At 61.5% G+C, this 25399-nt stretch carries 21 protein-coding genes and 7 pseudogenes; 17 read left to right on the top strand and 11 right to left on the bottom strand.

Annotated features, from left to right (window positions below):
• Positions 1–56 precede the first annotated feature (56 nt).
• From NKI39_RS13120 to NKI39_RS13130, 3 genes and pseudogenes are all read right to left on the bottom strand, one after another.
• Positions 57–1025: a GAF domain-containing protein gene (locus NKI39_RS13120; protein ID WP_352832204.1), complete on the bottom strand. Its 969-nt coding sequence runs from the start codon at positions 1023–1025 to the stop codon at positions 57–59.
• Positions 1026–1187: 162 nt separating this feature from the next.
• Positions 1188–1619, bottom strand: coding sequence for a potassium channel family protein (locus NKI39_RS13125; RefSeq protein WP_352473158.1), 432 nt, complete (start codon positions 1617–1619; stop codon positions 1188–1190).
• Between the two features lie 364 nt (positions 1620–1983).
• Positions 1984–2240, bottom strand: a pseudogene (locus NKI39_RS13130) (helix-turn-helix domain-containing protein); the annotation flags it as partial.
• Positions 2241–2394: 154 nt separating this feature from the next.
• Between NKI39_RS13130 and NKI39_RS13135 the strand changes: the two are divergent.
• On the top strand, positions 2395–3570 hold the full coding sequence (locus tag NKI39_RS13135; RefSeq protein ID WP_352686122.1) for a Fic family protein: 1176 nt from the start codon (positions 2395–2397) through the stop codon (positions 3568–3570).
• A gap of 15 nt (positions 3571–3585) precedes the next feature.
• Here NKI39_RS13135 and NKI39_RS13140 read toward each other — a convergent pair.
• Positions 3586–3879: pseudogene (locus tag NKI39_RS13140) on the bottom strand (SOS response-associated peptidase family protein); the annotation flags it as partial.
• 465 nt (positions 3880–4344) lie between these two features.
• The gene (locus NKI39_RS13145) at positions 4345–4599 is read right to left on the bottom strand and encodes a type II toxin-antitoxin system VapB family antitoxin (protein ID WP_352832206.1); all 255 of its coding nucleotides are present in this window, start codon (positions 4597–4599) and stop codon (positions 4345–4347) included.
• A gap of 214 nt (positions 4600–4813) precedes the next feature.
• Between NKI39_RS13145 and NKI39_RS34290 the strand changes: the two genes are divergently transcribed.
• Positions 4814–5062 carry a Y4oE-related protein gene (locus tag NKI39_RS34290; protein ID WP_502898567.1) on the top strand — a complete coding sequence of 83 codons (249 nt, stop codon included), beginning with the start codon at positions 4814–4816 and terminating at the stop codon, positions 5060–5062.
• Between the two features lie 191 nt (positions 5063–5253).
• On the opposite strand, the gene NKI39_RS13150 is transcribed toward NKI39_RS34290, so the two are convergent.
• Together NKI39_RS13150 and NKI39_RS13155 are read right to left on the bottom strand one after the other, a co-directional pair.
• The gene (locus NKI39_RS13150) at positions 5254–5505 is read right to left on the bottom strand and encodes a hypothetical protein (RefSeq protein ID WP_023722511.1); all 252 of its coding nucleotides are present in this window, start codon (positions 5503–5505) and stop codon (positions 5254–5256) included.
• Positions 5506–5623: 118 nt separating this feature from the next.
• Positions 5624–5977, bottom strand: coding sequence for a PIN domain-containing protein (locus NKI39_RS13155; RefSeq protein ID WP_352832209.1), 354 nt, complete (start codon positions 5975–5977; stop codon positions 5624–5626).
• 389 nt (positions 5978–6366) lie between these two features.
• On the opposite strand from NKI39_RS13155, the pseudogene NKI39_RS13160 reads away from it, so the two are divergent.
• Positions 6367–6744: pseudogene (locus NKI39_RS13160) on the top strand (recombinase family protein); the annotation flags it as partial.
• Between the two features lie 312 nt (positions 6745–7056).
• On the opposite strand, the gene NKI39_RS13165 reads toward NKI39_RS13160, so the two are convergent.
• Positions 7057–8802: an adenylate/guanylate cyclase domain-containing protein gene (locus tag NKI39_RS13165; RefSeq protein ID WP_352832212.1), complete on the bottom strand. Its 1746-nt coding sequence runs from the start codon at positions 8800–8802 to the stop codon at positions 7057–7059.
• A gap of 433 nt (positions 8803–9235) precedes the next feature.
• Between NKI39_RS13165 and NKI39_RS13170 the strand changes: the two are divergent.
• Positions 9236–9468 (top strand): annotated as a pseudogene (locus NKI39_RS13170) (ATP-dependent DNA ligase); the annotation flags it as partial.
• 492 nt (positions 9469–9960) lie between these two features.
• Here NKI39_RS13170 and NKI39_RS13175 read toward each other — a convergent pair.
• Both NKI39_RS13175 and NKI39_RS13180 read right to left on the bottom strand, forming a co-directional pair.
• Positions 9961–10304 (bottom strand): annotated as a pseudogene (locus NKI39_RS13175) (DUF4062 domain-containing protein).
• Between the two features lie 222 nt (positions 10305–10526).
• Positions 10527–11198: a Crp/Fnr family transcriptional regulator gene (locus NKI39_RS13180; protein ID WP_352618407.1), complete on the bottom strand. Its 672-nt coding sequence runs from the start codon at positions 11196–11198 to the stop codon at positions 10527–10529.
• 571 nt (positions 11199–11769) lie between these two features.
• Between NKI39_RS13180 and NKI39_RS13185 the strand changes: the two genes are divergently transcribed.
• The 7 genes and pseudogenes from NKI39_RS13185 (at position 11770) to NKI39_RS13215 (ending at position 16888) form a co-directional block, all read left to right on the top strand.
• Positions 11770–12081 carry a hypothetical protein gene (locus NKI39_RS13185; protein WP_352832215.1) on the top strand — a complete coding sequence of 104 codons (312 nt, stop codon included), beginning with the start codon at positions 11770–11772 and terminating at the stop codon, positions 12079–12081.
• Between the two features lie 1754 nt (positions 12082–13835).
• Positions 13836–14552, top strand: coding sequence for a pentapeptide repeat-containing protein (locus NKI39_RS13190; protein ID WP_352456374.1), 717 nt, complete (start codon positions 13836–13838; stop codon positions 14550–14552).
• Positions 14553–14643: 91 nt separating this feature from the next.
• Positions 14644–14805, top strand: a pseudogene (locus tag NKI39_RS13195) (helix-turn-helix domain-containing protein); the annotation flags it as partial.
• Between the two features lie 46 nt (positions 14806–14851).
• Positions 14852–15195, top strand: a pseudogene (locus tag NKI39_RS34295) (tyrosine-type recombinase/integrase); the annotation flags it as partial.
• A gap of 42 nt (positions 15196–15237) precedes the next feature.
• Positions 15238–15414: a hypothetical protein gene (locus NKI39_RS13205; RefSeq protein ID WP_352832217.1), complete on the top strand. Its 177-nt coding sequence runs from the start codon at positions 15238–15240 to the stop codon at positions 15412–15414.
• Between the two features lie 398 nt (positions 15415–15812).
• Positions 15813–16475 carry a nucleotidyltransferase domain-containing protein gene (locus NKI39_RS13210; RefSeq protein ID WP_352503781.1) on the top strand — a complete coding sequence of 221 codons (663 nt, stop codon included), beginning with the start codon at positions 15813–15815 and terminating at the stop codon, positions 16473–16475.
• Positions 16472–16888, top strand: a complete 417-nt coding sequence (locus NKI39_RS13215; protein ID WP_352618414.1) for a hypothetical protein — start codon at positions 16472–16474, stop codon at positions 16886–16888. Before NKI39_RS13210 ends, NKI39_RS13215 begins: the two co-directional genes overlap by 4 nt.
• A gap of 41 nt (positions 16889–16929) precedes the next feature.
• On the opposite strand, the gene NKI39_RS13220 is transcribed toward NKI39_RS13215, so the two are convergent.
• Positions 16930–17610: a GntR family transcriptional regulator gene (locus tag NKI39_RS13220; protein WP_352473177.1), complete on the bottom strand. Its 681-nt coding sequence runs from the start codon at positions 17608–17610 to the stop codon at positions 16930–16932.
• Between the two features lie 230 nt (positions 17611–17840).
• Between NKI39_RS13220 and NKI39_RS13225 the strand changes: the two genes are divergently transcribed.
• From NKI39_RS13225 to kce, 6 genes are all read left to right on the top strand, one after another.
• A complete protein-coding gene (locus tag NKI39_RS13225) occupies positions 17841–18968 on the top strand; it encodes a sugar ABC transporter substrate-binding protein (RefSeq protein ID WP_352473178.1) in 1128 nt (375 codons plus the stop codon).
• Positions 18969–19039: 71 nt separating this feature from the next.
• The gene (locus NKI39_RS13230) at positions 19040–20578 is read left to right on the top strand and encodes a sugar ABC transporter ATP-binding protein (protein WP_352832220.1); all 1539 of its coding nucleotides are present in this window, start codon (positions 19040–19042) and stop codon (positions 20576–20578) included.
• Positions 20575–22647 carry an ABC transporter permease gene (locus tag NKI39_RS13235; protein WP_352473182.1) on the top strand — a complete coding sequence of 691 codons (2073 nt, stop codon included), beginning with the start codon at positions 20575–20577 and terminating at the stop codon, positions 22645–22647. Before NKI39_RS13230 ends, NKI39_RS13235 begins: the two co-directional genes overlap by 4 nt.
• Before the next feature lie 13 nt (positions 22648–22660).
• Complete coding sequence (locus tag NKI39_RS13240; protein WP_352473183.1) at positions 22661–23467, top strand: SDR family oxidoreductase; 807 nt, start codon at positions 22661–22663, stop codon at positions 23465–23467.
• A 10-nt stretch (positions 23468–23477) separates the two neighbouring features.
• On the top strand, positions 23478–24425 hold the full coding sequence (locus NKI39_RS13245; RefSeq protein ID WP_352473185.1) for a 3-hydroxyacyl-CoA dehydrogenase: 948 nt from the start codon (positions 23478–23480) through the stop codon (positions 24423–24425).
• Entirely contained in the window at positions 24422–25384 is a 963-nt protein-coding gene (gene kce, locus NKI39_RS13250) for a 3,5-dioxohexanoate:acetyl-CoA acetone transferase (protein WP_352686489.1), read from the top strand. The genes NKI39_RS13245 and kce overlap by 4 nt, the downstream gene beginning before the upstream one ends.
• Positions 25385–25399: the final 15 nt, after the last annotated feature.

Below are 25399 nucleotides of genomic sequence, written 5' to 3' on the forward strand. Positions count from 1 at the left end.
CGGTCACAGTGGTCGGAGACGATGTGTCGCAGAATTGCGACAGTCAGATCGAAAGGTCAGTGCGTCCGGTGAACATCAAGGCGGTTGAGTTTGCGGTGAAGCGTCGCGCGGCTAATCCCAAGTGCCTGAGCCGCAGCGGAGACATTTCCGTCTGCCCGTGCCAGCGCTCGCTGCAGAGCTGCGCGCTCTGCCTCAGCGAGAATTTTGGAGTCACTCTCGGCCCAGCCGAGCAGATCGGCGGCGGGCATTGGTTTGTCGAGGCGCTGCTGCGTAATGCCAAGTGCCAGGCGGGCCGAACGGGTCGCGCCGACCACGAGCTCGTCGGCATCGACGGCGATGAGCGCGCCGGAGCCTTTGTCGCTCACCGGCGCCAGCAGAATTCGCGCCTTCGGGAATGCCATCCTGAAGTTCTCCGCCTCGATCCGGCGCGCCGCGTCGATCACGGCGATCGAAATGAGATTGGCGAAGGCCTCGATCAGGTCAGCCCGGCAGGAAGACACGTCAAGAGCAGCCACAAGATTCCCCTCGTGATCGTGGATCGGGGCGGTGGTGCAACTGAGTACCGTGTTGCGCGTATGGAAATGTTGGTCACGGTGAATTGTCAGCGCGCGCCCTTCGACAAGACAGGTGCCAATTCCGTTGGTGCCCTGGCTTTCCTCATTCCAGACCGAGCCAGTCCACAAACCCCAGGAATGAAACGTCTTGTCGTCTACAGGCGCGCCGCGCCGTTCGATCGGCACGCCGTCACGATCGGCGAGTAGGACGCAGCATCCGACGCCGCCTACCGCAAGATAGAGACGATCGAGACTTGATTGCGCGGCGTTGACGAGAGGTTCGATGCGTTGCCGGGCCTGCCCCAGTTCGGCCTCGGTCAGATAATGTGGAGGGCTGCGGTCAGCTGGATCGAGCCGATGCAAATTGGAAGACCGACGCCAGGACGCAACCAACGCCGACGTCGCCGCAGCGTCCGAAGCAATCGCCGCTTGAATGCGGTCAGCATGATGACCGTATAGATTTTCGCCCATACTCATCCTCCCGAAACTGATTTCTTTCCTCCGATTAGCACGTAGTCAATTCGCCGAAAGAAGCAGAAGGCAAGTCGCTCTTGCCTAAGCACCCATCGAGAAAGCCTACCAACAGTAATGCCACGCAATCATTGATCGGGAGCAAGTCTGCGCATCGGTTGGTCAGAAATGCTCACCGGCCTTGAACGGTCCGATACGGGTGCCGGCTGCGATCAGGTAGGCGGTCGACCAGCCGATGAGCAAGAACCCGTTCACGCCCTCCAGCGCCGCCAGGACACGCCACGCGTGAGCTGGCACGATGTCGCCATAGCCGACCGTCGAGAAGGTGATGGTGGAAAAGTACAACGCCGTTTCGAAATCGGCGAAGATATCGAGCAACCGGTATAGCCCGGCCCAGAGCCACACCTCCGCGGTCATGACGGCAAAGAGGCCCATCACCACGCTGATCATCGCCACGATGCGGCTGCGGCGCCCGTGCATGCGAAAGCGGGAGACAAGATATCCCATCGCATGTGTGACGGCGATAAGGCCAAAGGTGTGAACCAGCACCGTCAGGCTTATGACGATCGTGCCGATGAGCAGATTTAGAATCATGGGTGACCCTACCGGTCGGAATCACGACACTGTTTGCGCCAGATCAAATCTGCAGTTCGCGGTTGTTGCTCTGGCCTTTCGGCCGGGTTTCGCATCCCCATGCTCGACATGCAGGCCGGGTTCGCGGGCGTGGCGTGGAGGCAGATCGCTACGCCATGGGTATCTCGGGTATCGCGAGCTCGCGGCAAACCCCTACGAGATCATGCGGTGCAATACGGGAAAGAGCCTGATTTTGTTGCCGACGTCGCGGCCAATCTTCCACATGGTCATCAGGTCTTCTGGGAACGCCTTCATGAGATGTTCCGTTTCGGGGTCCTTCGGGCGCCAGTATGACCGGCACACGGTTGTGGAACGTCACCATGGGCGGATTCGGCGGCGGAATGCGCGAGAGCCGCGTCTTGTCGCGCAGCAGCCCTTCAAAGCCTTCCTCAGCGAAGCGCTCCTGCCAGCGCCAGACACAGGTTGCCGGTCCGCCGCATGATTTCGACCGTACCGATACCATCGGCGCTCAACGGCACGATCTCGGCGCGCCAGACATGCTTCTGCGGACTGTTGCGGTCGCTGACCAGCCAGGCGCCGATGATCAGAAGGCGAGACGGTGAGAGATGTTCCAGTGCGCATGCGCCAGATTCGCAGGCGGAAACCACTAGGAACAATCTATTGACTAAGAACTCTGACTAGTAAAGAGTTCGTTCTCAGCGTGGCCGACAGAGAACATAAGCGTTCTTGCGTCGCCGTTGGAACAACGTCGTCCCCCGGGTTGAGCCGCCAAGTCATGCCGAAGCGCACAACAGGCCGGTACGAAAGCGTGACCGCAGGCGGCGAGAAGGTTGGTGCCTTCGTCCCCTTCGATCTGCCGCCGGTGCGGCCGGTGCTTGTCATCGACACCAAGCTCGAACGCCGCCTTGGGCAAGCCGAGCAGGCGCTTGTCCGACTCGATCTGGCGGGCGAGATGGTGCCTTCGCTCGACTGGTTCATCTACGCCTTCGTGCGCAAGGAAGCGGTGATCTCATCTCAGATCGAGGGCACGCAAGCATCGCTCGTCGACCTTCTCGCTTTTGAAGCCGAGGAACAGCCCCAACCCAATGCCGATGTCGAGGAGGTGACAAACTACCTTGACGCCCTTGCCTACGCGCGCAACCAGCTCGCGTCGAAGCGTGGTCTGCCGCTTTCCCTGCGGCTCTTGAACGAAGCACACAAGCGGTTGATGCGCGGCGTGCGCGGCGGAAGCAGGCAGCCCGGAGAAATCCGCCGCAGCCAGAACTGGATTGGCGGAAGCCGTCCCGGGAACGCGGCTTATGTTCCGCCGCCTTCCGAGAAACTCCCTCAGCTTCTCAGCTCTTTAGAGAAATACATCCACGCCGACGACCAGCTGCCGAAGCTAGTGCGGACGGGTCTCTTGCATGCCCAGTTCGAAACCATTCACCCCTATCTCGATGGCAATGGGCGGATCGGGCGCCTGATGATCGCCCTCCTGCTGGAACACTGGGGACTCTTGAGGGCTCCGCTTCTCTATCTCAGCCTCTTCTTCAAGCGTCATCGCGAGGAATACTACCGGCGCCTCAATCGCGTGCGGCTAGAGGGCGACTGGGAGGGCTGGATCGATTTTTTTCTCGATGGCATCGCCACGATCGCCGATGAAGCTGTCGGCTCGGCGCGTGAATTGTTCAACCTCGTCAGCGCGGATCGCACGCGGCTGCTGGGTGTCGAATCCGTATCCGTTTCAGCTCTTCGATTGTTCGAGCGGCTTCCGCGGCATCCGATCGTGACCGTCGCATCGGCGATGAAGCTGCTCGACACGAGCAAACCGACCGCAGCCCGCGCCATCGAGGTGCTGGCCGAAATCGGTATCCTCGTGGAAACGACAGGAAAGAAGCGCGACCGCAGTTTCGGCTATCGCGCCTATATGGAACGTCTGCGAACCGGAACGGAACTGGACTTCAGCCGATGAGCGGCCGGCGGCGGATCACTCAACCCTATAGCCGAGCGTCCGATATCCCGTTCGCCGTTTTGCTGCCATGCGTGCCAGCACCGGGACCATCTCATCAACATAGTCGAAGACGATGACGGTCAGCCAGGTCATGTAGTCTTCGGGCGCCAGTATGACCGGCACACGGTTGTGGAAAGTCGCCATGAGCGGATTCGGCTCACAGGTCAGCACCGTGAAGCGGATGTTGTCGCCGATAGCGGGGTCGCGCCAATTCTCCCAGAGCGCCGCCAAAGCGAACGGCTCGCCCGACTTCATGGCAATGGCATACGCACAGCGCTCTCTGGGGGCGCGTTCCGGCTATGGCTTTTTGTCCGCGGAAAGGGCCGTTGTGCTTTGTGGCAGGGTCTTCACTTCGGTTTCGCGCAAGAGCCCGTCGAGCGTCAGCAGCGGCGCGCGCATTGTCATGGCATAGGCGTAGTGAAAGCAATCGAAATTGCTGAAGTAGCGTTGCCAATTCCGTGTTTTTCGGCAACCGCGACGGCATAGGACAGTACCCGCAGCGGCGATCCTGGCTCGCGAAGCGCGATTCTTCTGCTTCCAGCCATTTGACCACGACCGCCCCGGCGGCGCTGTAAGGGGAATTCAGCTGGTCCGGCCAGGATAGAACAATAATCGCCTCCCACGCGGCGAGCGTCGATGTGAAGGGGGAGGGCGCTTCCAGCAAGGCGGCTTCGTAGCTATCGGCCGTGTCCTCGCCAGCCATCATCGACACGATGGCACAGGCATCCACGAACCTTATTCGTCGCCCTGCAGATCGTGATCCAGGTCGTGATAGGCTTCTTGTGAGACCGGCTTTCGATCAGGTTGGAAAGACAGGCCATGTTTTGCCAGAATCTTCTGTGCGGTCTCGCGCGGCCGCTCCTTTTTCATCCGGTTTCGGATTGTCTCACGGAGAGCGGATATCACCGCTTCGGTGATATTGGTGCGGTCGAGGCGGGCAAGCTCCCGCGCCAATTTGTCAGCTTCGTCGTTTCGGATGTTCAAGGTCATATGTGTAGCTCCAATCGCGTATCCATCATTACGCGTCGTGTAGCTTTTTTCAGTGCTCGGTCGCTACGGCGCGGGGCGGCGTAATATTCGACGCTGCGGACATAGTAAATTCGTTTCAGCCGGCGCACCGTCATTGCCTGCCGTTGCTCGGCCGAAGGATGTTCGCAGCTGATGACGACCGTATCTTGTCGCGGGCACGTCTCACCATCGGGCGGTGAGCGATCCCAATCTGTTGGATGCCTTCAACCGCGATGCCGCCGTGCAGAAACGGACCGTGCCTGAAGCTGCAGAGGCAGCGACAGCCCTGTGGGGAAGGACAGCCGCAACCGCAATCGCCTGGTGCGCCGTGTCGGCGTATTGCAACGGGCGGATACGGGAGTACCGGTTCTGGTTTCGGGTATTCGCCTATCTTTGCCGAGGTGGGAGCAGGTCGGAGAGAGTTCGTCCAGGCTTTTCCCGATAGGGAAATCATGTTCGACGAGGGAACTGCCTGCTTGTCGAGAGAACGCCGGACCGAAGTCAGCCCGTCAAGGCCAGAGCCGCATCGCTATGGCGCGTGCTGCGCCAGCCTTGACCGGCAGTCTTCGGCCCGGCGGCCGCTTTGGACGCAGGCAAACTCCGGTACGAGCGGTACCGCTCTGCCCCCGGGGTACATTACTCCGGCAATTCGTCGCCCTTGATCGGCGCCTTCCCTTTGCCGGCCCGTTTCAGGATGTGCAGCGCCTTGGGAAGGTCGGCACGGGCGGCGCGTTCCTGAAAGTAGCTTTCCGTGCGCAGCGCCGAAAGCTTCTCAGCGACTGCCACATTAATGAACTGGTTGAGCGGCACGCCTTCGCTCTCCGCCACCTTGCGCGCCTCATCCAGAAGCGAGAGCTGAAGCCGCAGTGCGAAATTGCTTCTCCTCATGTCTTTCTCTCCAATCGTCTCAGCGCCTCACCCGGCGACAGGACCAAGATACCGAAGCGCTCGGCCACTTTGCCGAAGTCGCGTAGGTTGAACGTCACTATAGCATCCGCCCGTCCGTTTACCGCAGCACCATGTCGTCGTCCGGGTCGCGCACGGCGGGTCGCCAGAGGAAGAGAAGGCGAACCGGCTCGGCGACGGCCGCCACGGCATCTAGCAACGCGTTCACATCCTCAGCGGACAGGCCGGAAGCTTCAAGGTGCTCGGGCCTTGTCATGACCGCCTGGTACTCGATCATCAACGTCACCGAAGCGATGAGCGTCAGCCGGCGTTCCAAAGCTGCCACCAACAGTTGGCGCGAGGCGCCAGCATCACTTCGGATCGCCGCCACCGTGGTCGCCGTATCGATAAGCAGTCTCATGCAGGCATATTGGATATCGCGTGCGATATTGCAAAAGGACCGAGCTTTTGGCAATTTAGTCTGCCTTCGGTATTCCAAATCGCAGTGCTCAAGTATTTGCACGCCACACTACGACCGCGCGCCAACTGAACTTGTCTTGCTGATCATCACGCCGCTCAATGCCCTCGATCTACACAGAAGAGCGGGCATGCCATGGTGGACGAGGCCAAACCTGGGAACGACAGTGCAAGCCACGACTACAGGGCTGACATGTCGGCACGAGATATGGCTGAACGAGCCGTCCTGTCGATCGCCCGTTTGTTGGGTCGGCGGGCTGCTCGGGAGCATTTCGAGGAATTGCAGGCGGCCAACGACAACAATGTCCACCTCTTGAGAAAACACCGTCAGAAGGGGAGGGTGGGAACGGCGGCGGACAATAGCAACGAGAGGAAGAGGAGCGGTTCATGACCCGTGTCGCGCTGTATGCCCGTCACTCATCCGACAACCAGCGCGAAGCCTCTATCGAGGATCAGCTGCGGCTTTGCCGAGAGCACGCGGCCAGGGAGAAGTGGACTGTCGTTGGGACCTATGCCGACGCCGCCGTATCCGGCTCAAGCATCATCCGTCGACCAGACATCCAGCGGCTTCTCGCCAACGCTCAAAGCGGGCAATTTGAGATTGTTCCAACCGAGGCACTCGATCGCCTGTCACGCGACCAGGAAGACGTAGCCGGCCTCTTCAAGCGGCTGCGCTTTGCAGGTGTCAAAATCGTCACTCTCTCCGAGGGCACCGTAGACGAACTGCACTTGGGCCTCAAAGGAACGATGAACGCGTTGTTCCTGTAAGCCTCTCGATGCTTCAACTGAAAGGACAGTCTTCCATCTTTCTCGGACCTTTGCCGACGGTCGCCGGTCAAGAAGTTGTGACCCGAAGGCGACATTTGTCTGGACCGTCGGTAGGTCTCGTCAGGGTGGAAACGGAAGTTCGACGCGAACCCAAGAGAGAGCTCGCCGGCTGTTCACAGCTGCTCTACGGGCTCGGTCCTCGGACAAGCCGGCCAGAGAACTATCCTTCCAGAAGCGACACGGGATCAAGGGGCGCGTCGCCTGGCCGGACGTCACGCGCAGGAGAGGGCATCTTTGCAGCCGCGACGATCACTCCGGCACGCCGGCAATACCCAACGCTTCGACGTAGTGCTCGGCGAACACCTTGTCCCGCCACGGGTTGATCTGCCTCTGCAGGCCGAGCGTGTAGGTCGGGAACGCCTCCATCAGCCGCTGCGCCGCCGCCTGCGCTTCGTCCGGCCGGTTGAGTTTGACCAGCGCCATGATCACCACCCGGTGCGAGGAGCCGTAATTCGGCATCTCGCGCAGCGCTCGTTCTCCCCAAGCCAGCGCTTCCTCGTAGCGTTCGAGCATCAGGTAGCTCATCCCGATGCCGGAGAGCGCGATGCCCTTCTCGGGGTCGACCGGACTCAGCCGCATCGCCCTGTGGAAGTGCTCGATCGCGACGAGGGGGTGGCCGGAATGGGCGTTCACCCAGCCGCTGCCCGTATGGCCCTGCGCCGAATTGGGGTTGAGGAGCAGGGACCGTACGATCGTGTCCAGCGCCGTCTCGTAATCCTTGGCGCTGTAGGCGATCACCTGCGCGGCGAAACGCAAGCTTGTCGGGTCGTCTCGCGCGTCCGCCAGCACCTCGCGGGCCATGCGCACGGCGACGCGGATATCGTCGGGCTCGTGCCAGCACTGACTCACCGACAGGCTGCGGATATAGGCACCGAGTGCCTTCGCCAGGGTGAAGTCTGGGTCGATGCTGAGCGCCTCGTTGGTGAGCCGGCGCACGTCGGCGAAGCCTTCGCGCGTCATGCTGTAGAAGCGCGGCAGCGCACGAAGGTAGAGGTCGTAGGCACCGATGTAGTCAGTCGGCTTCATGCGCGCCTGCTTGATCTCCTGCAGCCGGATGCTCGGTTCGACAGCGCCGACGACGCTCTCGGTCACCTTGTCCTGCAGGTCGAAGATGTCGCTCACGTCGCCCTCGAAGCGGTCGGCCCAGACATGGTGTCCGCTGATCGCGTCCACCAACTGCCCACTGATGCGCACCCGCGATCCTGCTCTGCGGATGCTGCCTTCGAGCACGTAGCGGACGCCCAGCTCGCGCCCGACCTGGCGCAGGTCCACCGCCCGGCCCTTGTAGGTGAAGGACGAGTTGCGGGCGATCACGAAGAAGGAGTTCACCCGGCTCAATCCCGTGATGATGTCCTCCACCAGCCCGTCGGCGAAGTATTCCTGGTCGGGATCGCCGCTCATGTTGGTAAAAGGCAGAACCGCGATCGAGGGTTTCGCGGGCAGCGGAGGCGATGCAGCCACCGAGGCGCCGGCGTCGGTCTCGACGCGGTAGGCGCGCACAGGCCGCTCGATGTTCTTGAGGCGCAGATTGCCGAGCGGCGTGAAGCCGCAGTCGAGCTTGCCCTGAAGGTGGTCGTAGGCGGTGCCTGAGACGACCACGGTGCCGGGGTCGGCGATGCTGTCGAGGCGGGCTGCGATGTTGACCCCGTCGCCGTAGAGGTCGCCGTCCTCCTCGCAAACCACGTCGCCGAGATTGACGCCGATGCGGAAGCGAATCCGCTCTTCCTCGGGCATCTCCGCCTCGTGTTCTGCCAGGGCCTGCTGGATCGCCATCGCCGAGGCCACCGCGTTGACGACGCTCGCGAACTCACACAGCATGCCGTCGCCGGTGAGCTTGACGATTCGACCCCGGTGCTCAGAGACCAGCGGTTCGAGCAGGTCCTTGCGGTAGATCTTCAGCCGCTCGAGCGTGCCGCGCTCGTCGCGCTCCGTCAGGCGCGAATAGCCGACCACGTCGCAAACCATGATCGCTGCGAGGTGGCGCTGCGTGTTCATTGCACCGCTCGGCCAAGCGCCTGCACGCGGGCCGCCCCGCGTCCATGTCCTGCCAACTTCCTGACTCCCCGTGTGCATGGTATCCATCTCTCCCAACCGCCGCCCGTCGCCGATAGAGAACGGAAAACGCAGCTTGACTTGGCTTCACGAGATTTCGCTATCCCGCTTGCGAGGCGTGGAGCGATCCAGTCGCCGCGCTAACAGCCAACCGGCGACACGCCCACGCTGCCTCTGGGGCGCTGACACGCCACTCCCACAAGGCCGGAGATATTTGCTGCCCTTGGTAACCGGTTGACGCCACCGTGGCGGTGCTTTTGTCACCGCGATGTAACGGCGAGATGCCCTACGAACGCGCGCATCGGGCATCACACCAGACGTTCGCGCTTTAGAGGTGGTGAGGTCGGAAAGTGGTGCTCTGTGCTCGTTGCCGCCGAGCGCCATCATCGACGGTGAGATCGTCGTATTGAACGAGACTGGCCTGTCTGACTTCGGAGCCTTGCGGAAAGCCATCACCCGACGCCAGCACGACCTCTATTCGTCGCCTTCGATCTTCTGCATCTCAATGGTCACGACCTGCGCGACATGGCGCTGGAGGACCGCCGCGAGATCCTTGCCGCGATGATCCCGGACGGTGGCCGTATCCAATTCAGCCAGGCGCTTCCCGGCGTTTCCACGTCCAGTTCAGCGGCGGCCTTTGCGAGGGCGATGCCGATGGCGAAACTGTCCGAACGCGACACGATACACGATGACTGGCGAGGTGACGCTTGTTCATGATGAAGGGACCGTCACGGTTCGGCTTCACGGCTACGACGTTCCGTGACGGCGCGCGGGGAACGCCTCGCCGAAATACCGGACCTCTCCACCGCGTCCGCCCTCGGCAATCGCGACAGCATGCTTGGCTTTCGACACATCGACACCGACGTAAAAAACGTTATGTTGCTCCATGGCTCGTCCTTTCTTCGCTTGGGGCTCGGCTCGGCACTCCCGAGCAACCCCCGTTTGCTTAACAGCTGCAAAGACTAAGGGCGGGCCGCCGCTCAGACCACGGTCATAACGTCTAATAGCCATCGCAACCTTACCCGCCAAAACGTCCTTGTTGCGCCAATATTGACGAGCTTCTTTTCATACAGCTTTCGGAATCTCTCGAGTTTGGCCTTTTTATCGAACTCGACCTTTTCCGCGGCCCACGTCTTGCGAGCACCGCCTTCGAGCAAAAACGCCACCGGTAGACACGCCTTGGGCGACGGCGTACTCGTACTCCATCTGGGTGTAGTTCTTACCCTTCAACTCTGAGCCGTACCGCTCTGCTACGATGAGTACGTAGTAGTCGCTATCATCGATGCGCCGCTTAATGTAATCCCATTGAGTGTCGTCGCTGGCTTGGAATGCCTCCATCCCACAGGAATATGCCCGAGGTTAAGAACGGACTCGATGACCGACCGTCTTTCGTCCACCAAATCGGCGTAGGTCGAGCTGACGAAGATCTGGTATTTAACGTCCATGCGGCTTCACCCTTCGATCCGCCCTTGTAAGTCTGCAAGCAGGCTGGGGATAACGCCGTGCCCGCATCAAGAAGCCGAGTCATGATTCTTGCAAGGGGTGAAGCGATCAAAGCCCGACCCGCGCGCTGGCACGCTAGGTTGCCCGGTTTGCCGGAAGGAATAATCACTTGCGGCCGAGGAGCATGAAACGTGCGGTGCCCCCCGCCGCAGCGACAGCCTTCGCTATTCCTTCTTGTCGACCAGCGCCCGTAGTGCCGAGACGTCATGCAGCAATAACCTGCTGCCGCGCTTTTCGATCAGGCCTCTCTTGGCGAGGTCGCTCATTTCGCGCGAGACCGCTTCCCTGTGCGTGCTCATCGTTGCCGCCAGCTCGGAATGCGTTGGTGCCGGGCATATGGACACCTCGCCGTCCACGAGTGCGGCTTTCTCCGCCCGATGCAAGAGCTCGACGATCAGCCGTTTTCGCACGACCAGAGTGCTGTATTCGAAGACCCGCTCGGTCATGCGCCGGAGCTGGGCAGACAGATGCTCAAGCAGCATCCAGGCAAAAGTCGGGTGGGTCATCACGATATCCCGGAATGCTGTGCCGGACAGCCGTGCAGCGCGAGCTGCCTCCAGCGCGACTACGCTGGCAGAGCGCGCAATCCCGTCAATGCCTCCGAGCTCCCCGAAAATGTCGCCCGGTTCGACATCGCGATACGCTATCTCCCTGCCGTCCGCTGAAACCAGTGTCACGCGAGCCCGTCCTTCCAGCAGGAAGAAGACATCGCGACCAGTGTCGCCGTGGGAAATGATTAGCTCGTTGTGTCGATAGCTGCGCTCGTGCCACCGTTTGGTCAGCGCGGCGAGGTCGGCATCGCAAAGTCTTGAGATGAAGGCCAGAGAGCCTGTCACAACGGTCTCTTGTTCAATCAAGTGTACTTCACCTTACTCCCAATCCAAGGAAATTTGATGGCCGCAGGCCCCGCTTTCCGGGATGCAAACTGGGAGCGGATTTCGCCAATGTTTTCCCCGGTGTGGGAATTCCCACAGCCGAGCCTGGTTCGACTGTCATATCCTTGTTGCAACGTCAGGCCCGCCGGCTCGTGTGAAAGCCGGCGAGGGGAAAGGGAACAGTCATGAAATTCTTGGCTCCCGTCACAAAACTTGCTGCGAGGTTTCGCAAATTCGTCGCGCCGCGCTACCGCCCGGAGCTTTATTACATGCGTGGCCCGGGGCCAGCCACCGCCCGCCGTATGGGCACGCCGCGGCAAAACCAATCCATCGACCACTACGCCTAATTTGCCTCGCGGACGGCTGACGCTCTCGCCCGGAGTGCCGTTCGCGCCGTTCCGTACCGGTCAATTCAGATCAATGAAGGGACGATCTGATCATGGTTATAATTCATGCTGCCGCCATTGGTCCATTTCGCAGGTGGTTACGCCTCCGCGCCGAGCGAAAAGCTCTCTTGTCGGCAACGGACCAGTTGAGCCGTTTACCCGATGACGTCCTTGGCGACATCGGCATCTCACGTGACGAAATCATGTGCGATTTGCGAAGCCGCGCCATCCGTCATGCGGAGGCAGGCGCGGCCGGCACGACGATCGAGCGCACCAGGATCGCTTCGGCCTCGATCCCGAAACGGTTGGCCGCCGGCAGTGGCTACGCCTCGGCCGAGATCCCCTTTGGCTGGTCCACGAGCGCGATCGAGCCTTACATCGCGGCTTCGACAAGCGGCGGCGCGCGGACGGGACCTTCGAACGGCACTACACCTGCGACCCCAAGGACTGAATGTTGACCGACGGGAGCTGGGGAGGATCTCAAAATGATCATGTCAGTTGTTAAGTCCCTCGCGTCTGTGACGCTCGGCACCGTGCTGATCGCAATCAGTCCGGCTTCATTGTCGGCTTCTGACGCTCGGGACCTCGCGTTCTCGCGCTGACATGCCAATCAAACAGCTGAAAGACGTCTATTTGGATTGCGAGCGGGGAGGCCGCCGGTGCGCTGGGGACGGAAGACGTGATGTACTGTTCGATGCGCGAGTTCCGACTAGGCGGGCGAAGCAGTTTGCGCATAATCTACGATGCATGGCCTTCTGCACCGTGCGACGCGGCCCTGCGATCGACCACTTCGAACCATGTTTGGACCGCTCACTTCGCCGATCAGCGCAGTAACCAACCCGCGGAGTTCCGCGAGCGACAGCCTTCAAACGAATCAGTCGGTGGTAGCGTCACGCATAGGGTGAATCGCGAACGCGCTCGCCTGCAAACCCCTTCGCCCGGAAATCTGCCCCGGTTACGCGGTTCGCCAACAGACTGAGAAGGAGCGGCTTCAGCCGATCGCCGATGCTATTTGTTATCTTTGTGCCGAATGGCAGCTTTGCGCCCCGATTTCGGCAGTTCGACTATATCGTTCGAACTGCCGAAAGCTGTCGGGGCTCCGGCCCTCTCAAACCCTCCGCCGCCGTTGTCGCGCATGTGCCGCATGCCACCTGCCGTGCTTTCAGCGAGCCGACCTTACCTCCAGTCTGGAACCTAGCAGTCGCCCAACTGGTTCAACCTTCCGCCACGGCCGGGCAGGGGAGGGCGTGCAAAACGGTAGGCGCGACCTAAGAAACGGTCGCGGTTCGAGTCGGTAGATGGATACCGCCGATACGGTGCTGTAACCGAGTTCGTTTGCTGACGGGACTTCTTGATCGGCGCAAATAGGTCCGACTCTAACCTCCGCAACCAGTTCCAGCATAAATCACTAATAGTCACGATCTGATCAAAGCCCCGCCGGAAAAACGGCAAGGCATTTCCCACGGCAGGTTTGGCGAAGCGCGGAAGGGCACTCTGCCGCCCAGAGTAAGCGGCCTGCACGGTGAAGACGAGAGGGACGCTTTTCCAAGCGCGGAGTTCGAATCCCTCCCTCTCCGCCATACGACATTGTTTACGTTGATAAAAATACAGAATAGGTTGCGCGTCCGCCATAAAGCCCGCAAACCGAAAAAGGCGTATTCGCAGCACGTCAGCTTACGACACAAATATGCGGGGTTGATGCTTCGACCTGGGAGATGGCAGAGATCAACTTCGGCTTCGCTAAGCGAAGTCGTGGGGTTCATGCGACAGCGGAATCAGGGTATGCGACGAGCACCCCGTGCCGGGTGAACCTCGCCGTCGGGAAGTACCGATCGGTGCGGAACCAAGCGGATTCACGCTTGTCGGCAGCGGACGGCGGCGGTGGCGGTCAGCATCCGAGCAGGCTCCCAACTAGCGAGACAAACGTCCAGAGCGGAGGGACTTCGCCACCCTGAACGACCGCTCTCCTCGGCTTAGTCAAGCATACCTACGGAATGATGCGCCTGGCCGGTGACAAATGAATCTCTGCTGGACCGCCGATGATATGAGGAGGCGCTCGCAAATCGCGCCCTACGCGCGGGTTGATCGGTTGATCAACATCAAAGCTTGAATATGAGAAATGCGCTAACTGTGACGGCGGTGGTCACCGTGGCTCGAGTGTCAGCAGATGTGGTAAGGTTGAGTGTCGGCGAGTAGCAGAGGTCCAGCAACAATGACTTTGAGGCGAACCAGAGCTTACGGCGCATCCGGCTTGGTTCTAGCGGTTTGCACTGTGTTTGCTTGGCAGAACGCCACTGCTGCTCACAATTGCGACGCAGCCGCAACGCCTGGCGTCAATTGGCACGAGTGTGACAAGAAGCTTCTCATCCTAGAAGGACAAGACCTGAGCGGGGCGAACCTGTTCGGTGTTGATTTCACTTCGACCGACCTCAGGAACAGCAATCTCCTTGCGGCAAATCTTGAGAAGGCAACGCTTGTGCGTGCTTCCCTGGCCGACTCGACCGCCAAAGGCGCCCGGTTCGACAGAATCGAGGCCTACAGGACCGACTTCAGCCGTATGGACGCGCAAGGCGCCGTGTTTGCGAGCGCGGAAATACAGCGCTCGAATTTCCAGGGCGCCAATCTGACCAATGTTGATTTCACAAAGGCAGAATTGGGGCGTGCGCAGTTCCATGACGCCGATATCAGCGGCAGCCGCTTCTCGTTTGCCAATCTCGCACGGGCGGACTTCCGAGGAGCGACGTTCACCGCGCCGATAGACTTTGACCGCGCCTTTTTCTTTCTGACCCGTATCGAGGGCGTCGATCTTTCCAATTCGGCGGGTCTGTCCCAGTGGCAGCTCAACATGGCTTGCGGAGACGCCCGGACCGAGTTGCCTTCTGGCTTGACGAGGCCTGAAGATTGGCCCTGTCAATTCCAGCAGGAATAGTTGTCGGCAAGCGAACTGCGCGGCCTGAGACATAGGTGACGTTTTGTACCGGACACATGGGTAACACTTTGGCTTTTGGCCGGAGGTGTTGATGCCGTGGAGAGAGTGTTCGGTGATGGAGGAACGTCTACGTTTCGTTGCCCGCCTTCTCGAGGGAGAAGGCATGAGCGATGTGTGCCGGGATTTCGGGATTTCGCGCAAGACTGGCTACAAGATCTTCAACCGCTATAGGGAGGAAGGGCTGGAGGCGCTTCGCTGTGTTCCTTGGCCGCTCGCCCGACACTGCGACGGCTGAGGACATCCGTCGATTCCAGCTGCATCGGCATGAGAGCGGCGTCGGCTCTGCGACGATCAATGGCGCGGTCTCGGCACTGCCGTTCCTGTCCCTCGTGACGCTGAAGCTTCGGGATCTGGCGCGTGCGCTGGTGATCATGAGGTGTCAGCGCAAGCTGCCCGACGTGCTGAGCGTGGAGGAAGCGGCGCGGCTGCTCGAAGCCGCACCCAGCATCAAGGCATCAAGTACAAGGCGGCACTTGGCGTCGCCTATGGCGCGGGCCTGCGCGTGTCCGAAGTCGCGCAACTCAAGATCGACGACATCGACTCGACACGCATGCTTATCTGCGTCGAACAGGGCAAGGGACGCAGTGCCGCGCGACAATCAAGTTGAGAGCGCGTGTTGCCTTGATTGTCGCGCGACGAAGACGAGAGCCGCGTCCGTAAAGACCATTCGGCGCGCAACCTCGCCATGATCCGCCGCGCGGTGCTCAACATGCTCCGTCGCGAGCCTTCAAACTCGCTCAAGCGTAAGCGCCTCAAAGCCCTCATGAACCCGACCTACCGCCAAGCCGTCCTTGCAGGTTAACGATTCATGATTTGGCCCCGCGTTGGCTTTCGTGTGCACTGTGTGTGCATTGAGAGATGTGATGTGGCCAAATGGCTTTCGGTCGCGGCGGCACAATCGTAAAATAGGTTATGTCTGAGTAAGCGCCGTCTGACGAAATACTCAGTCTTTCCGACCGGGCATTGGACGGACTGAAGCAGAAAAAAATAATGAAATGGATAAGATAGAGCGGCATCTTGCTCTTGCTCCTACGATGGACTGGACGAACGTGGCGATCAACATCTCTCGGATACGTTCGTGATAGCGGCGCAGCAGCCGCCAAGGCCCGGATAACAGGACATCTGTTTAGAAAACCAAACGTCAGATTTGATATCCGGCAGTCGACGTGCTATGGCTCCAGAGCAGAAGGAACTTGCGCCATGACACGCTCGACCGCTCAAAGCGCTTTGCGCTATCCACTCACCATTATGCTCGGCACCGACGCAAGCGTGAGATTGCTCCGGGAATTATCCCGGCACGGCGGCTTGCTTTCTTCACCATTGCTTGCGGCTCGTAGCGGGCTTGCGAGGGCAAGCGTGTGGTCTGCTCTCGCAACCTTGGAGGGGATTGGCATCGTATCTTCAGAGGGAACGGGCAGGGCTCGTCTTTATCGGTTGAATGATCGCCATCCACTGGCGACATCACTGGAAGCCCTCTTTGAGCAGGAGGCGCTTAGGTATTCCAACATTCGCGCTGTAGTCACTGAGGCGGTCTCCGCAGTTCGGCCGAACGTGCTCGCGGCCTGGATTTACGGCAGCGTGGCGAGGGGCGAGGACCGTCCAGACAGCGATCTCGACATCGCAGTGGTTACGCCATCCGAAAAGCTAGAAAGCGCGCTCCAAGAGATCCGTGAGGCACTGGTGACCCACGGTGAAGAGCTTGGCTTCAATCCCTCGGTGGTGGGACTCACTCCGCAGGATGTGGCGAGGCTGTCGAGCACGGGAGACCCTTGGTGGGGCGGCGTCGAAGCAAATGCCCTGCTCGTCTTGGGTCCACGCCCGGACGAACTCGCAACAAAAACTCGCCAGAAGGCGTTGGCATGACCAGAAGAGGTGCGACGAAAGCAGTCGAGACAGACTTTGGCGAGGGGCGATTACGCATCGCCCGCTCATATTTGAAGGCTGCCCGTTTGGAGGTGGCAATGTCTGAAACGGGTGACATCGGCAATCCGGCTATGTCGCAGATCGTGAATGCGGCAATAGCATACGCCGATGCGCTCACTGCCCGATTTGCAGGAACGATCAACCGCGCGGATCATGCGGCCGTGGTGAAAACCATGCGCGATGCGCTTGGAAACCGCCTTCCTGCAGCGCAGGCCAGCCGGTTGCGGAGCATTCTCCATGAGAAGGACGAAGCTCAATACGGAATCAGGGCAAAATCACTCCCCGAAGCCGAGAGCTTGCTCGACAAGTTGGAAAAGTTCGCGGAGTGGGCGGAAAAAGAACTGGAAGTCTGATCAGCAATGGAGGCGGCATGTCGCTTATGGCGACCTGAATGTTACTTCAGCAGTTTGATCAGCACTGTGAAAGCCGCGTCGATGTCAGCGCGAACCGCGGCCCGGACAGCTTCCGCGTTGCGATCTCGCAGCGCTGCAAACATCTGCTGATGGTGCTGGTTGGCGGTCGAATAGTTTCCAGAATCGTGCAGCATGTTGAAATAGGGACTGATCTGCAGCCACAGGTTCTCAATGATGTTGAGCATGTTTTCCGAACCCGCGGCTCGATAGATGGAGAAATGAAAGGCGTAGTTGGCCCTGAGGTAGGATTTGACGTCGCCGGCGGCATTGGCCTGTTCGAGTGCGTCCAGATGCTGGCGCAGCAGCGCCACGCTGGGATCGTCCATTCGCTCGGCCGCCCATGCGGCGGCGATCGCCTCGATCTCAAACCTCACGTTCCTGAGATCGATGAGTCGCGCGCGGCTTAATGCCGGTATCCCGATAGAACGGCCCGAAACCACCATCAATGCGTTGGCGGCGCTCAGACGCCGCAGGGCCTCGCGAACCGGCATCGGGCTGACGCCGAAAGCGTCGGCGAGGCTCTGCACCGTCACCATTTCACCTGGAACGATACTGCCGTCGAGGATCAACTCGGTGACGTGCCGGTAAACCCTGTCCTGCAGGGTTTCCCTGGACAGCGGCGTGATCTCGACGCCCGGCTTCCTGAATGCCGCCCCAGCCATCTGTGCCTACCTTTCCCCAAACGGCGACGCTCTTGTCCTACCCGGCGCCTGTGCCCGGAATGCAAGGTTCGGATTGCCGCGTCAAGCGCCGGCGTATCCGGCTTTTACCCACTAGCATTTCATCATTGATCTTTGATCAAATCATGATACGGTCAGCTGCATCGAATGACAAGGAGCACGTTTCGTGCCCTTGGGAGGCATTTGGTCGTCTGAATTGGGAGGAGTTTCGAATGGGTATCGGATCGAAAGCCCGGCGGCTCGCGCTGCTTGCCGGCATGGCTGTTTGCGCCTTTGGGATGTCGGCGGCCGAGGCGGCCGGAAAGCACAAAATATTTCTCAGCATGAGCTTTATCGGCAATGATTGGCAGGCCGAGGCCGCCAACATGGTCAAGGCGATGGCGTCGCACAAGAGCATGGCCGACAAGGTCGACCTCCAGGTTCAGGTGGCCGGGCCGAACGCACAGCGCCAGATCCAGCAGATCAACGCGATGGTGCAGGCAGGTGCCGAAGCCATCGTGATCTTCCCGATCTCGCCGACAGCGCTCAACCAGGTGGTGAAGAACGCCTGCGACAAGGGGGTAAAGGTGTTTGCCTATGATGCCGAGATCACAGAGCCCTGCGCCTACAACGTCCATATCGATCAGGAAGAGGCTGGCCGCGTGACGGCGGAGTGGCTGGTCAAGAAGCTCAATGGCAAGGGCAACATCATCGCAGTGACCGGCGTTCCCGGCACCTCGGTCGACGATCTGCGCACCAAGGCCGCAAAGGAAGTGTTTGCCAAGCATCCCGACATCAAGATCGTGGGCGAGGCTGTCGGTATGTGGAGCCAGGCGGTGGCCCGTACCGAACTTTCCAAGATATTGGCGACGCGCAGCTGGGACGACATAAATGGGCTGTGGATGCAGGTCGGCTGCTTCACCGCCAATTCCATGCAGCTCGAGGCCGGCAAGAAGAGCAGCGAATTGCTGCCTTGCGCCGGCGAGGGCTCCAATGGCGGGCGCATCCAGATGCTGCCGGAGGGCACGGAGGTCGAGGGCGCAGCCTCTCCCTATGCGCCGCTCGGCGCGCCGCGGATCTCCTATGCATCGCCGCCCTATTCCGGCGCGCTTGCCCTCAAGCTTGCAGTCGAGGCGCTTGACGGCAAGGAGGTTGCCAAGAAGACGATCCTGCCACTGCCGGTCGTCACCAACGACACGATAAAGCTTTGTGACGAAGGCACCTGGGCGGAGATGAAGGCTGGCTGTAACGCCTTCAAACCGTCGCTGGTCTCCAACCCCGGCTGGTTCGCCTCGATCTTCTCCGACCAGACACCTGAAATCGGTCTCGCGGCCGCCCTTGTCGGCCAGCCCGAGGAGTAAGGCTCTCCGAATGGGGCGTGGGGTGCTTTGGAGGCACTCCCACGCACTCCGTGCAGGCCGGGACTGGGATCATGATGTCAGCGCAATCGACAGCTGTCGGCATAGAGGGCGTCCGCAAGGCGTTTGGTGCGACGGTCGCCCTCGATGGCGTCTCCTTTGAGATCGTTTCGGGCAGCGTGCACGCGCTGCTCGGCGAAAACGGTGCCGGCAAGTCGACGCTCGTCAAGCTGCTGTCGGGACTGGTGCGGCCCGACGAAGGGCAAATCACCGTTCTTGGTGAACCGGCGCCACTCGGTTCGCCGCGCGCCGCGCACGCCAAAGGCGTGCAGACAGCCTTCCAGGAAATGACGCTGGTGCGCGATCTCAGCGTTCTCGACAACATGCTGCTGCCCTACGCGCCTGTCGGCCCGAGCGGCCTGATCAGGCGGGCGAGCGCGCGCAGGGCGGTGCGCCAGCACATTTCAGATCTCGGCTTTTCGGTCGATCTTGATGCCGAGGTCGCGACCCTCGATCTCGCCGTCCGCCAGAAGATCGAAATCGCGCGCGCGCTCTATCGCAAGCCGCGCATCCTCCTGCTCGACGAACCGACCTCGACGCTGTCGGGCGGCGATGTCGAATGGCTGGGCGGCATCATCGCGCGACTTAAGGCCGCCGGCACGACGGTCGTGTTCATCACCCACCGCATACGAGAGGTGCGGGCCTTCTGCGACACGCTGACCATTCTCAGAAACGGCCGTCACATCGTGACGGCGCCGGTTGCCGACGTCCCGGATGGAGAAGTGATCGAAAAGATCATCGGTCGCAGCATCGCCCAGACCTTTCCGCCGAAACCCGAAAGCGAGGCGGTCTTCGGTCCGCCGGTGCTCGGCGTACGCGATCTCAAGGCCGGCATGAAGCTCGACGGCGTCGGTTTCGACCTCCGCAAGGGCGAGATTCTCGGCATTGCCGGGCTTCAGGGCATGGGCCAGCTCGACCTGTTCCTCGCCTGCTTCGGCATGGCCGAGATCGAGCGCGGCCATATCCTGGTCGACGGGCGCGAAGTGTGGCTGGGCTCGCCCGCCGATGCGCTCAAGCCCAACATGGCGATCGGGCTGGTGCCGGAGGACCGCAAGACCGAAGGCCTGTTCCTGAAGCTCTCGGGCCGGCAAAACGTATCGCTGCCGGTCGTCGCGCGTTTTACCCGATTTGGCCTGATCAGCGGGCACGAGGAGGCGCAGGCCGTCCAGTCCGCCTTCTCGGCGGTCGAGGTCGACCACCGCGCCATGTGGACGAGGGCGGGGGCGTTTTCGGGCGGTAACCAGCAGAAGATCGCCATCGCCAAATGGCTGGTCGCCGAGAGCCGCATCCTGCTGCTCTTCGACCCAACCCGCGGCATCGACGTCGGCACCAAGCACGAGCTCTATGTGATGATGCGCGACTATGTGGCGGCCGGCGGCTCGATCCTTCTGCATTCAACCGAAATTCCCGAGCTGGTCCATCAATGCGACCGAGTGCTCGTCCTCTATGACGGTCGCCTGGTGGCGGAGCTTGCCGGCAACCACATCACGGAAGGCGCGATCATGCGACCGGCGCTGGGGCAAGGCGAGTTGGTCCGGGAGGCGGCGGAATGAGCGTGACGAGTTTGCCCGCCGCGGCACCGGCCGCGACATTGACGCGGCTTCTCGCGCGGCACAGCGGCGCGATCATCGCGGCGATCGTCTTTGCGGTGCTCCTGCTTATCGTCGATCTGGTCAGTGCCGGGCGGCTCACCTATTTCGACATTTCGTTTCTCTCCAGCGGCGGCGCCACCTCGGCGCTGGCGGCGATCGGCCAGACGGTGGTCATCCTGTCCGGCGGTTTCGATCTGTCCGCCGGCGCGGTGATCTCGCTGGTCAATGTCGTCCTGGCAAAAGGTATGGATCCGATGGCGACCGGCACCAGTGTCGCGCTGTGGACCTTGGCCGGAATTGGGGTCGGCATGCTGGTCGGCGCCTTCAACGGCTTCTTCATTGCCGTCCTGCGCATGCAGCCTATCGTCGTCACGCTGTCGACCATGTTCATCCTGCAGGGAGTAACGCTGCTGGTCATGGACAAGCCGGGCGGCTTCGTCTCGCCCGATCTTGGCGCCTTCTATCTCGGTGATGCTATCGCCGGTTGGATACCGATGCCGCTGGTGGTCATCGGCGTCGTCCTGCTCGCCTGGTTCTGGCTCAAAGGCACACGCTTCGGGACGGCGCTTTATGCCGTCGGCAGCGATCCGGACGCGGCCGCTTCGGTCGGCGTGCGCGTCGTTCTCGTGCGCTTCCTGGTCTATGTCATAGCCGGCGGCTGCTACGGGCTCGCCGGCGTCTTCATCAGCGCACAGACGGGCAGCGGCGATCCGCTCGTCGGTAACCCGTTGTTGCTGTCGATGTTCGCGGCGGTCGTCGTCGGCGGTACAAGGCTGGGCGGCGGTCAAGGCGGGCCGGTTGGCACCGTCTTCGGCGCCTACATCCTGATGATGGTCGTCAACATCCTGCTCGTACTCAACGTCTCGGCCTATTATTCGACGATCGCCGAGGGCACGATCCTGATCCTTGCCGTGCTTGCCGGCTCGCTGTCGCATGGCTCCGTGCTCGCCCGCCAACTGCGTGCGCTGCGGGCGCGATTGGCCGCATGGCGCGCCGGAATGCTGCCCTCGCAGATCGATCGCACCGACCGGCGGCTGAGGATCGCGCGTGGCAGCACCGACGATCAGCAGGCGCCGCAGCCGGCCTTCCATATACGCAACGCCGAGACGCTGCGTTATGCGCTGCCGGCCTATGTCTGCCTGGCCGTCGTCGTGATCATCACCCAAATCTGGCTCGGACGCGCCATCGTCAACGTCACCTACTGGAACTCGCTTTTCGTGCTGTCGAGCTTCCTCGCCGTCCTGGCGCTTGGGCAAGGCAGCGTAATCCTCACCGGCGGGCTCGACCTGTCGGTGCCGTGGACGATCGGTCTCTCGGGCATCCTGCTTGCCGGCATGGTCAACGGCTCGGATGGTGCACTTGCCTATGCGCTGCCGGCGGTGCTGCTCACAGCTTGCCTGATCGGTCTTGCCAACGGCATCGGCATCGTCTTCCTCGGCATTTCGCCGATCGTGATGACGCTGGCCACCAACGGCATTCTGCAAGGCGTCGCGCTGCTTTACTCGCAGGGTACGCCGGCCGGCTTCTCCTCGCCGATGCTGCGCTGGTTCATGACCGGGAAGGTATTCGTTGTGACGCCGGTGGTGCTGTTCATGATCGCCTTCGTCGTCTTTGCTGTGCTGCTGCTTGGCCGCACCCCTTTCGGCCGCCGGGTTTATGGCATCGGCAACAGCCTGCGCGCGGCCCAGCTCTCCGGCATCGCGGTCGGGCGCACGCTCATCCTCGTCTATGTGCTGTCGGCGGTCTGCGCGGGGCTCGTCGGCATCATGCTGACCGGCTTTTCCGGCCAGGCCAGCCTCGGCATGGGTGACGACTATCTGCTGCCCTCGATCGCCGTAGTCGTCGTCGGCGGTGCGCTGATCACCGGCGGGCGCGGCCACTATCTCGGCATGCTGGGGGGCGTGCTGCTTTTGACGGCGTTGCAGATGCTGCTCGCCGGCACGACGCTGCCTTATGCAACGCGGGCGATCCTGTTCGGGTTGGTGGTGCTCGCTGCGGTCATGGCGCTGCGCGAAAGGCGGATTCAATGAAAGGAATGGAATAATGAGCTCCAGCGCACCGGTATCGGCGGACGAATTCCTGACCGGGCTCAAAGGCCAACGCGTGCTGGTCACGGCGGGCGCCGGCGGCATCGGCTTTGCCATTGCCGAGACACTGTCGCGGCTCGGCGCGCGTGTCGTGATCTGCGACATTTCCGACGAGGCGCTGGCCGCCGCTCCAGAGAGGCTCACACTCGCCGGCGCAGTCAAAGCGGACGTTTCGCGCGACGACGATGTCGACCGGCTGTTCGAGACCGTAAAGGAGAAGCTCGGCGGGCTCGACGCCCTGATCAACAATGCCGGCATTGCCGGGCCGACCGGCGGGGTCGATGAGATCGATCCGGCAGACTGGCGGCGCTGCATAGATATCTGCCTGACCGGCCAGTTCCTGTGCGCGCGCCGTGCCGTGCCGCTGATCAAGGCGGCGGGCGGCGGCTCGATCATCTCGATGTCTTCGGCCGCCGGCCGCCATGGCTACGCGTTCCGCACGCCGTACTCGGCTGCCAAGTTCGGCGTTGTCGGCCTGACCCAGAGCCTTGCCAAGGAACTCGGACCGCATGGGATCAGGGTCAACGCCATCTTGCCCGGCATCATAGAGGGACCGCGCATCGACAAGGTCATTGCCGACCGGGCAAAGCAGCTCGGCGTTTCAAACGAGGAGATGACACAACGCTATCTGCAGAACATCTCGCTGCGCCGCATGACCAGCCCATACGATGTCGCGGCGATGGTGGCCTTCCTGCTTTCCGATGCGGGCATCAACATTTCCGGCCAGTCGCTCGGCGTCGACGGCAACGTCGAGACACTCTGAGGGGGAGATCATGGCGAAGGTAGCAATTGTCGGAAGCGGCTTCATCGGGCGAGCGTGGGCGATAAGCTTCGCTCGTGCCGGCCATGATGTGCGCATGTGGGACCAGGCGCCGGCCGCGGCCAGCGGTGCGCGCGACTATATCGCTGGGGTGCTCGGCGACCTTGCCGCCAACGATCTGCTGCGGGGACAGGCGGTCGATACCGTGCTTGGCCGCATCACCATTGTGGAGGAGCTTGGCGAGGCCCTGGCCGATGCCGTCCATGTCCAGGAGAACACGCCGGAAAACCTCGAGGTGAAGCGTGACGTGTTCTCCCGCATCGACGCACTTTCCGGTCCGCAGGCGGTGATCGCCAGTTCCACCTCGGCGCTGTTGCCGTCGAGATTCACCGATCATCTTGAGGGGCGCCATCGCTGCCTCGTCGTGCACCCGATCAATCCGCCCTATCTCATCCCGGCAGCGGAGGTGGTGCCGGCGCCATGGACCTCCGCCGAAACGGTGGAAAGGACCCGCGCGTTTCTTGTCGAGGCGGGCCATGCGCCACTGGTGATGAAGCGCGAGCTCGACGGCTTCATCATGAACCGCTTGCAAGGCGCGCTGTTGGAGGAGGCGTTTCGGCTCGTCGCCGACGGCTATGCCAGCGTCGAGGACGTCGACACTGGCCTGCGCGACGGGCTGGCGCTGCGCTGGTCGTTCATGGGTCCGTTCGAGACGATCGACCTCAATGCACCGGGTGGTGTGCGCGACTATGTCGAGCGCTATCAGGCGATCTATTCCAACATCTTCCCGCAGATGCTGCGCCGCGTCGACTGGGCCGGCGAGGTCATGGAGACGATCGAGGCCGAGCGCCGCAAGCGCCTGCCGCGGGAAGAACTCGGCGAACGGCAGGTCTGGCGCGACCGCCGGCTGATGGCGCTGGCGGCGCACAAGAAAAAGTCGGATCAGGAGTTTGGACAATGACGCAAACAAGCCGCAAGCCCGGCGCCCAGCAACCCAGCGGCAAGGTCATTATCACCTGCGCGGTGACGGGGGCGATCCACACGCCGACTATGTCGCCTTATCTACCGATCACGCCGGACCAGATCGCGCGCGAGGCGATCGCGGCGGCGGAGGCGGGTGCGGCGATCCTGCATCTGCATGCCCGCGACCCCGAGACCGGCAAGCCCGACCAGACGCCAGAGGCGTTCGCGCGTTTCCTGCCGCGCGTCAAGCAAGGCACCAATGCCGCCATCAACATCACCACCGGCGGCAGTCCTTACATGAAGGTGGAGGAGCGTGTGCGCCCCGCCGCCCAGTTCAAGCCGGAGGTCGCCTCGCTCAACATGGGCTCGATCAATTTCGGGCTCTATCACCTCGCCGACAAATACGAGACGTTCAAGTTCGATTGGGAAAAGCCGCATCTGGAAGCGACGCGTGATCTGGTCTTCCGCAACTCGTTCAAGGACATCGAATACATACTGGCAACCTGCTACGACAATGGGACCCGCTTCGAGTTCGAGTGCTACGACATCGCCCATCTCTATAACCTCTCCCATTTCGCCGATCGCGGGCTGGTGAAGCCGCCGTTCTTCGTGCAGTCGGTGTTCGGCCTGCTCGGCGGCATCGGCACGCACCCGGAAGACGTCGCCCATATGAAGCGCACCGCCGATCGCCTGTTCGGCGACCAGTTCCGCTGGTCGGTGCTGGGTGCGGGCGCCAGCCAGTTGCGCATCGCGGCACAATCGGCAGCGCTTGGCGGCAACATTCGCGTTGGGCTCGAAGACAGTCTTTGGGCCGGTAGGGGCAGGCTTGCCAAGTCGAATGCCGAGCAGGTGGTGCTTGCCCGCAAGATCGTCGAAGGCCTCGGCATGGAAGTGGCAACGCCCGACGAGGCCCGCGAAATCCTGTCATTGAAGGGCGGCGATCAGGTCGCGTTTTGACCGGTTTCTGCAAGG

The sequence above is a fragment of the Mesorhizobium sp. M0664 genome (genome assembly GCF_040320565.1).
GTDB lineage: Bacteria > Pseudomonadota > Alphaproteobacteria > Rhizobiales > Rhizobiaceae > Mesorhizobium.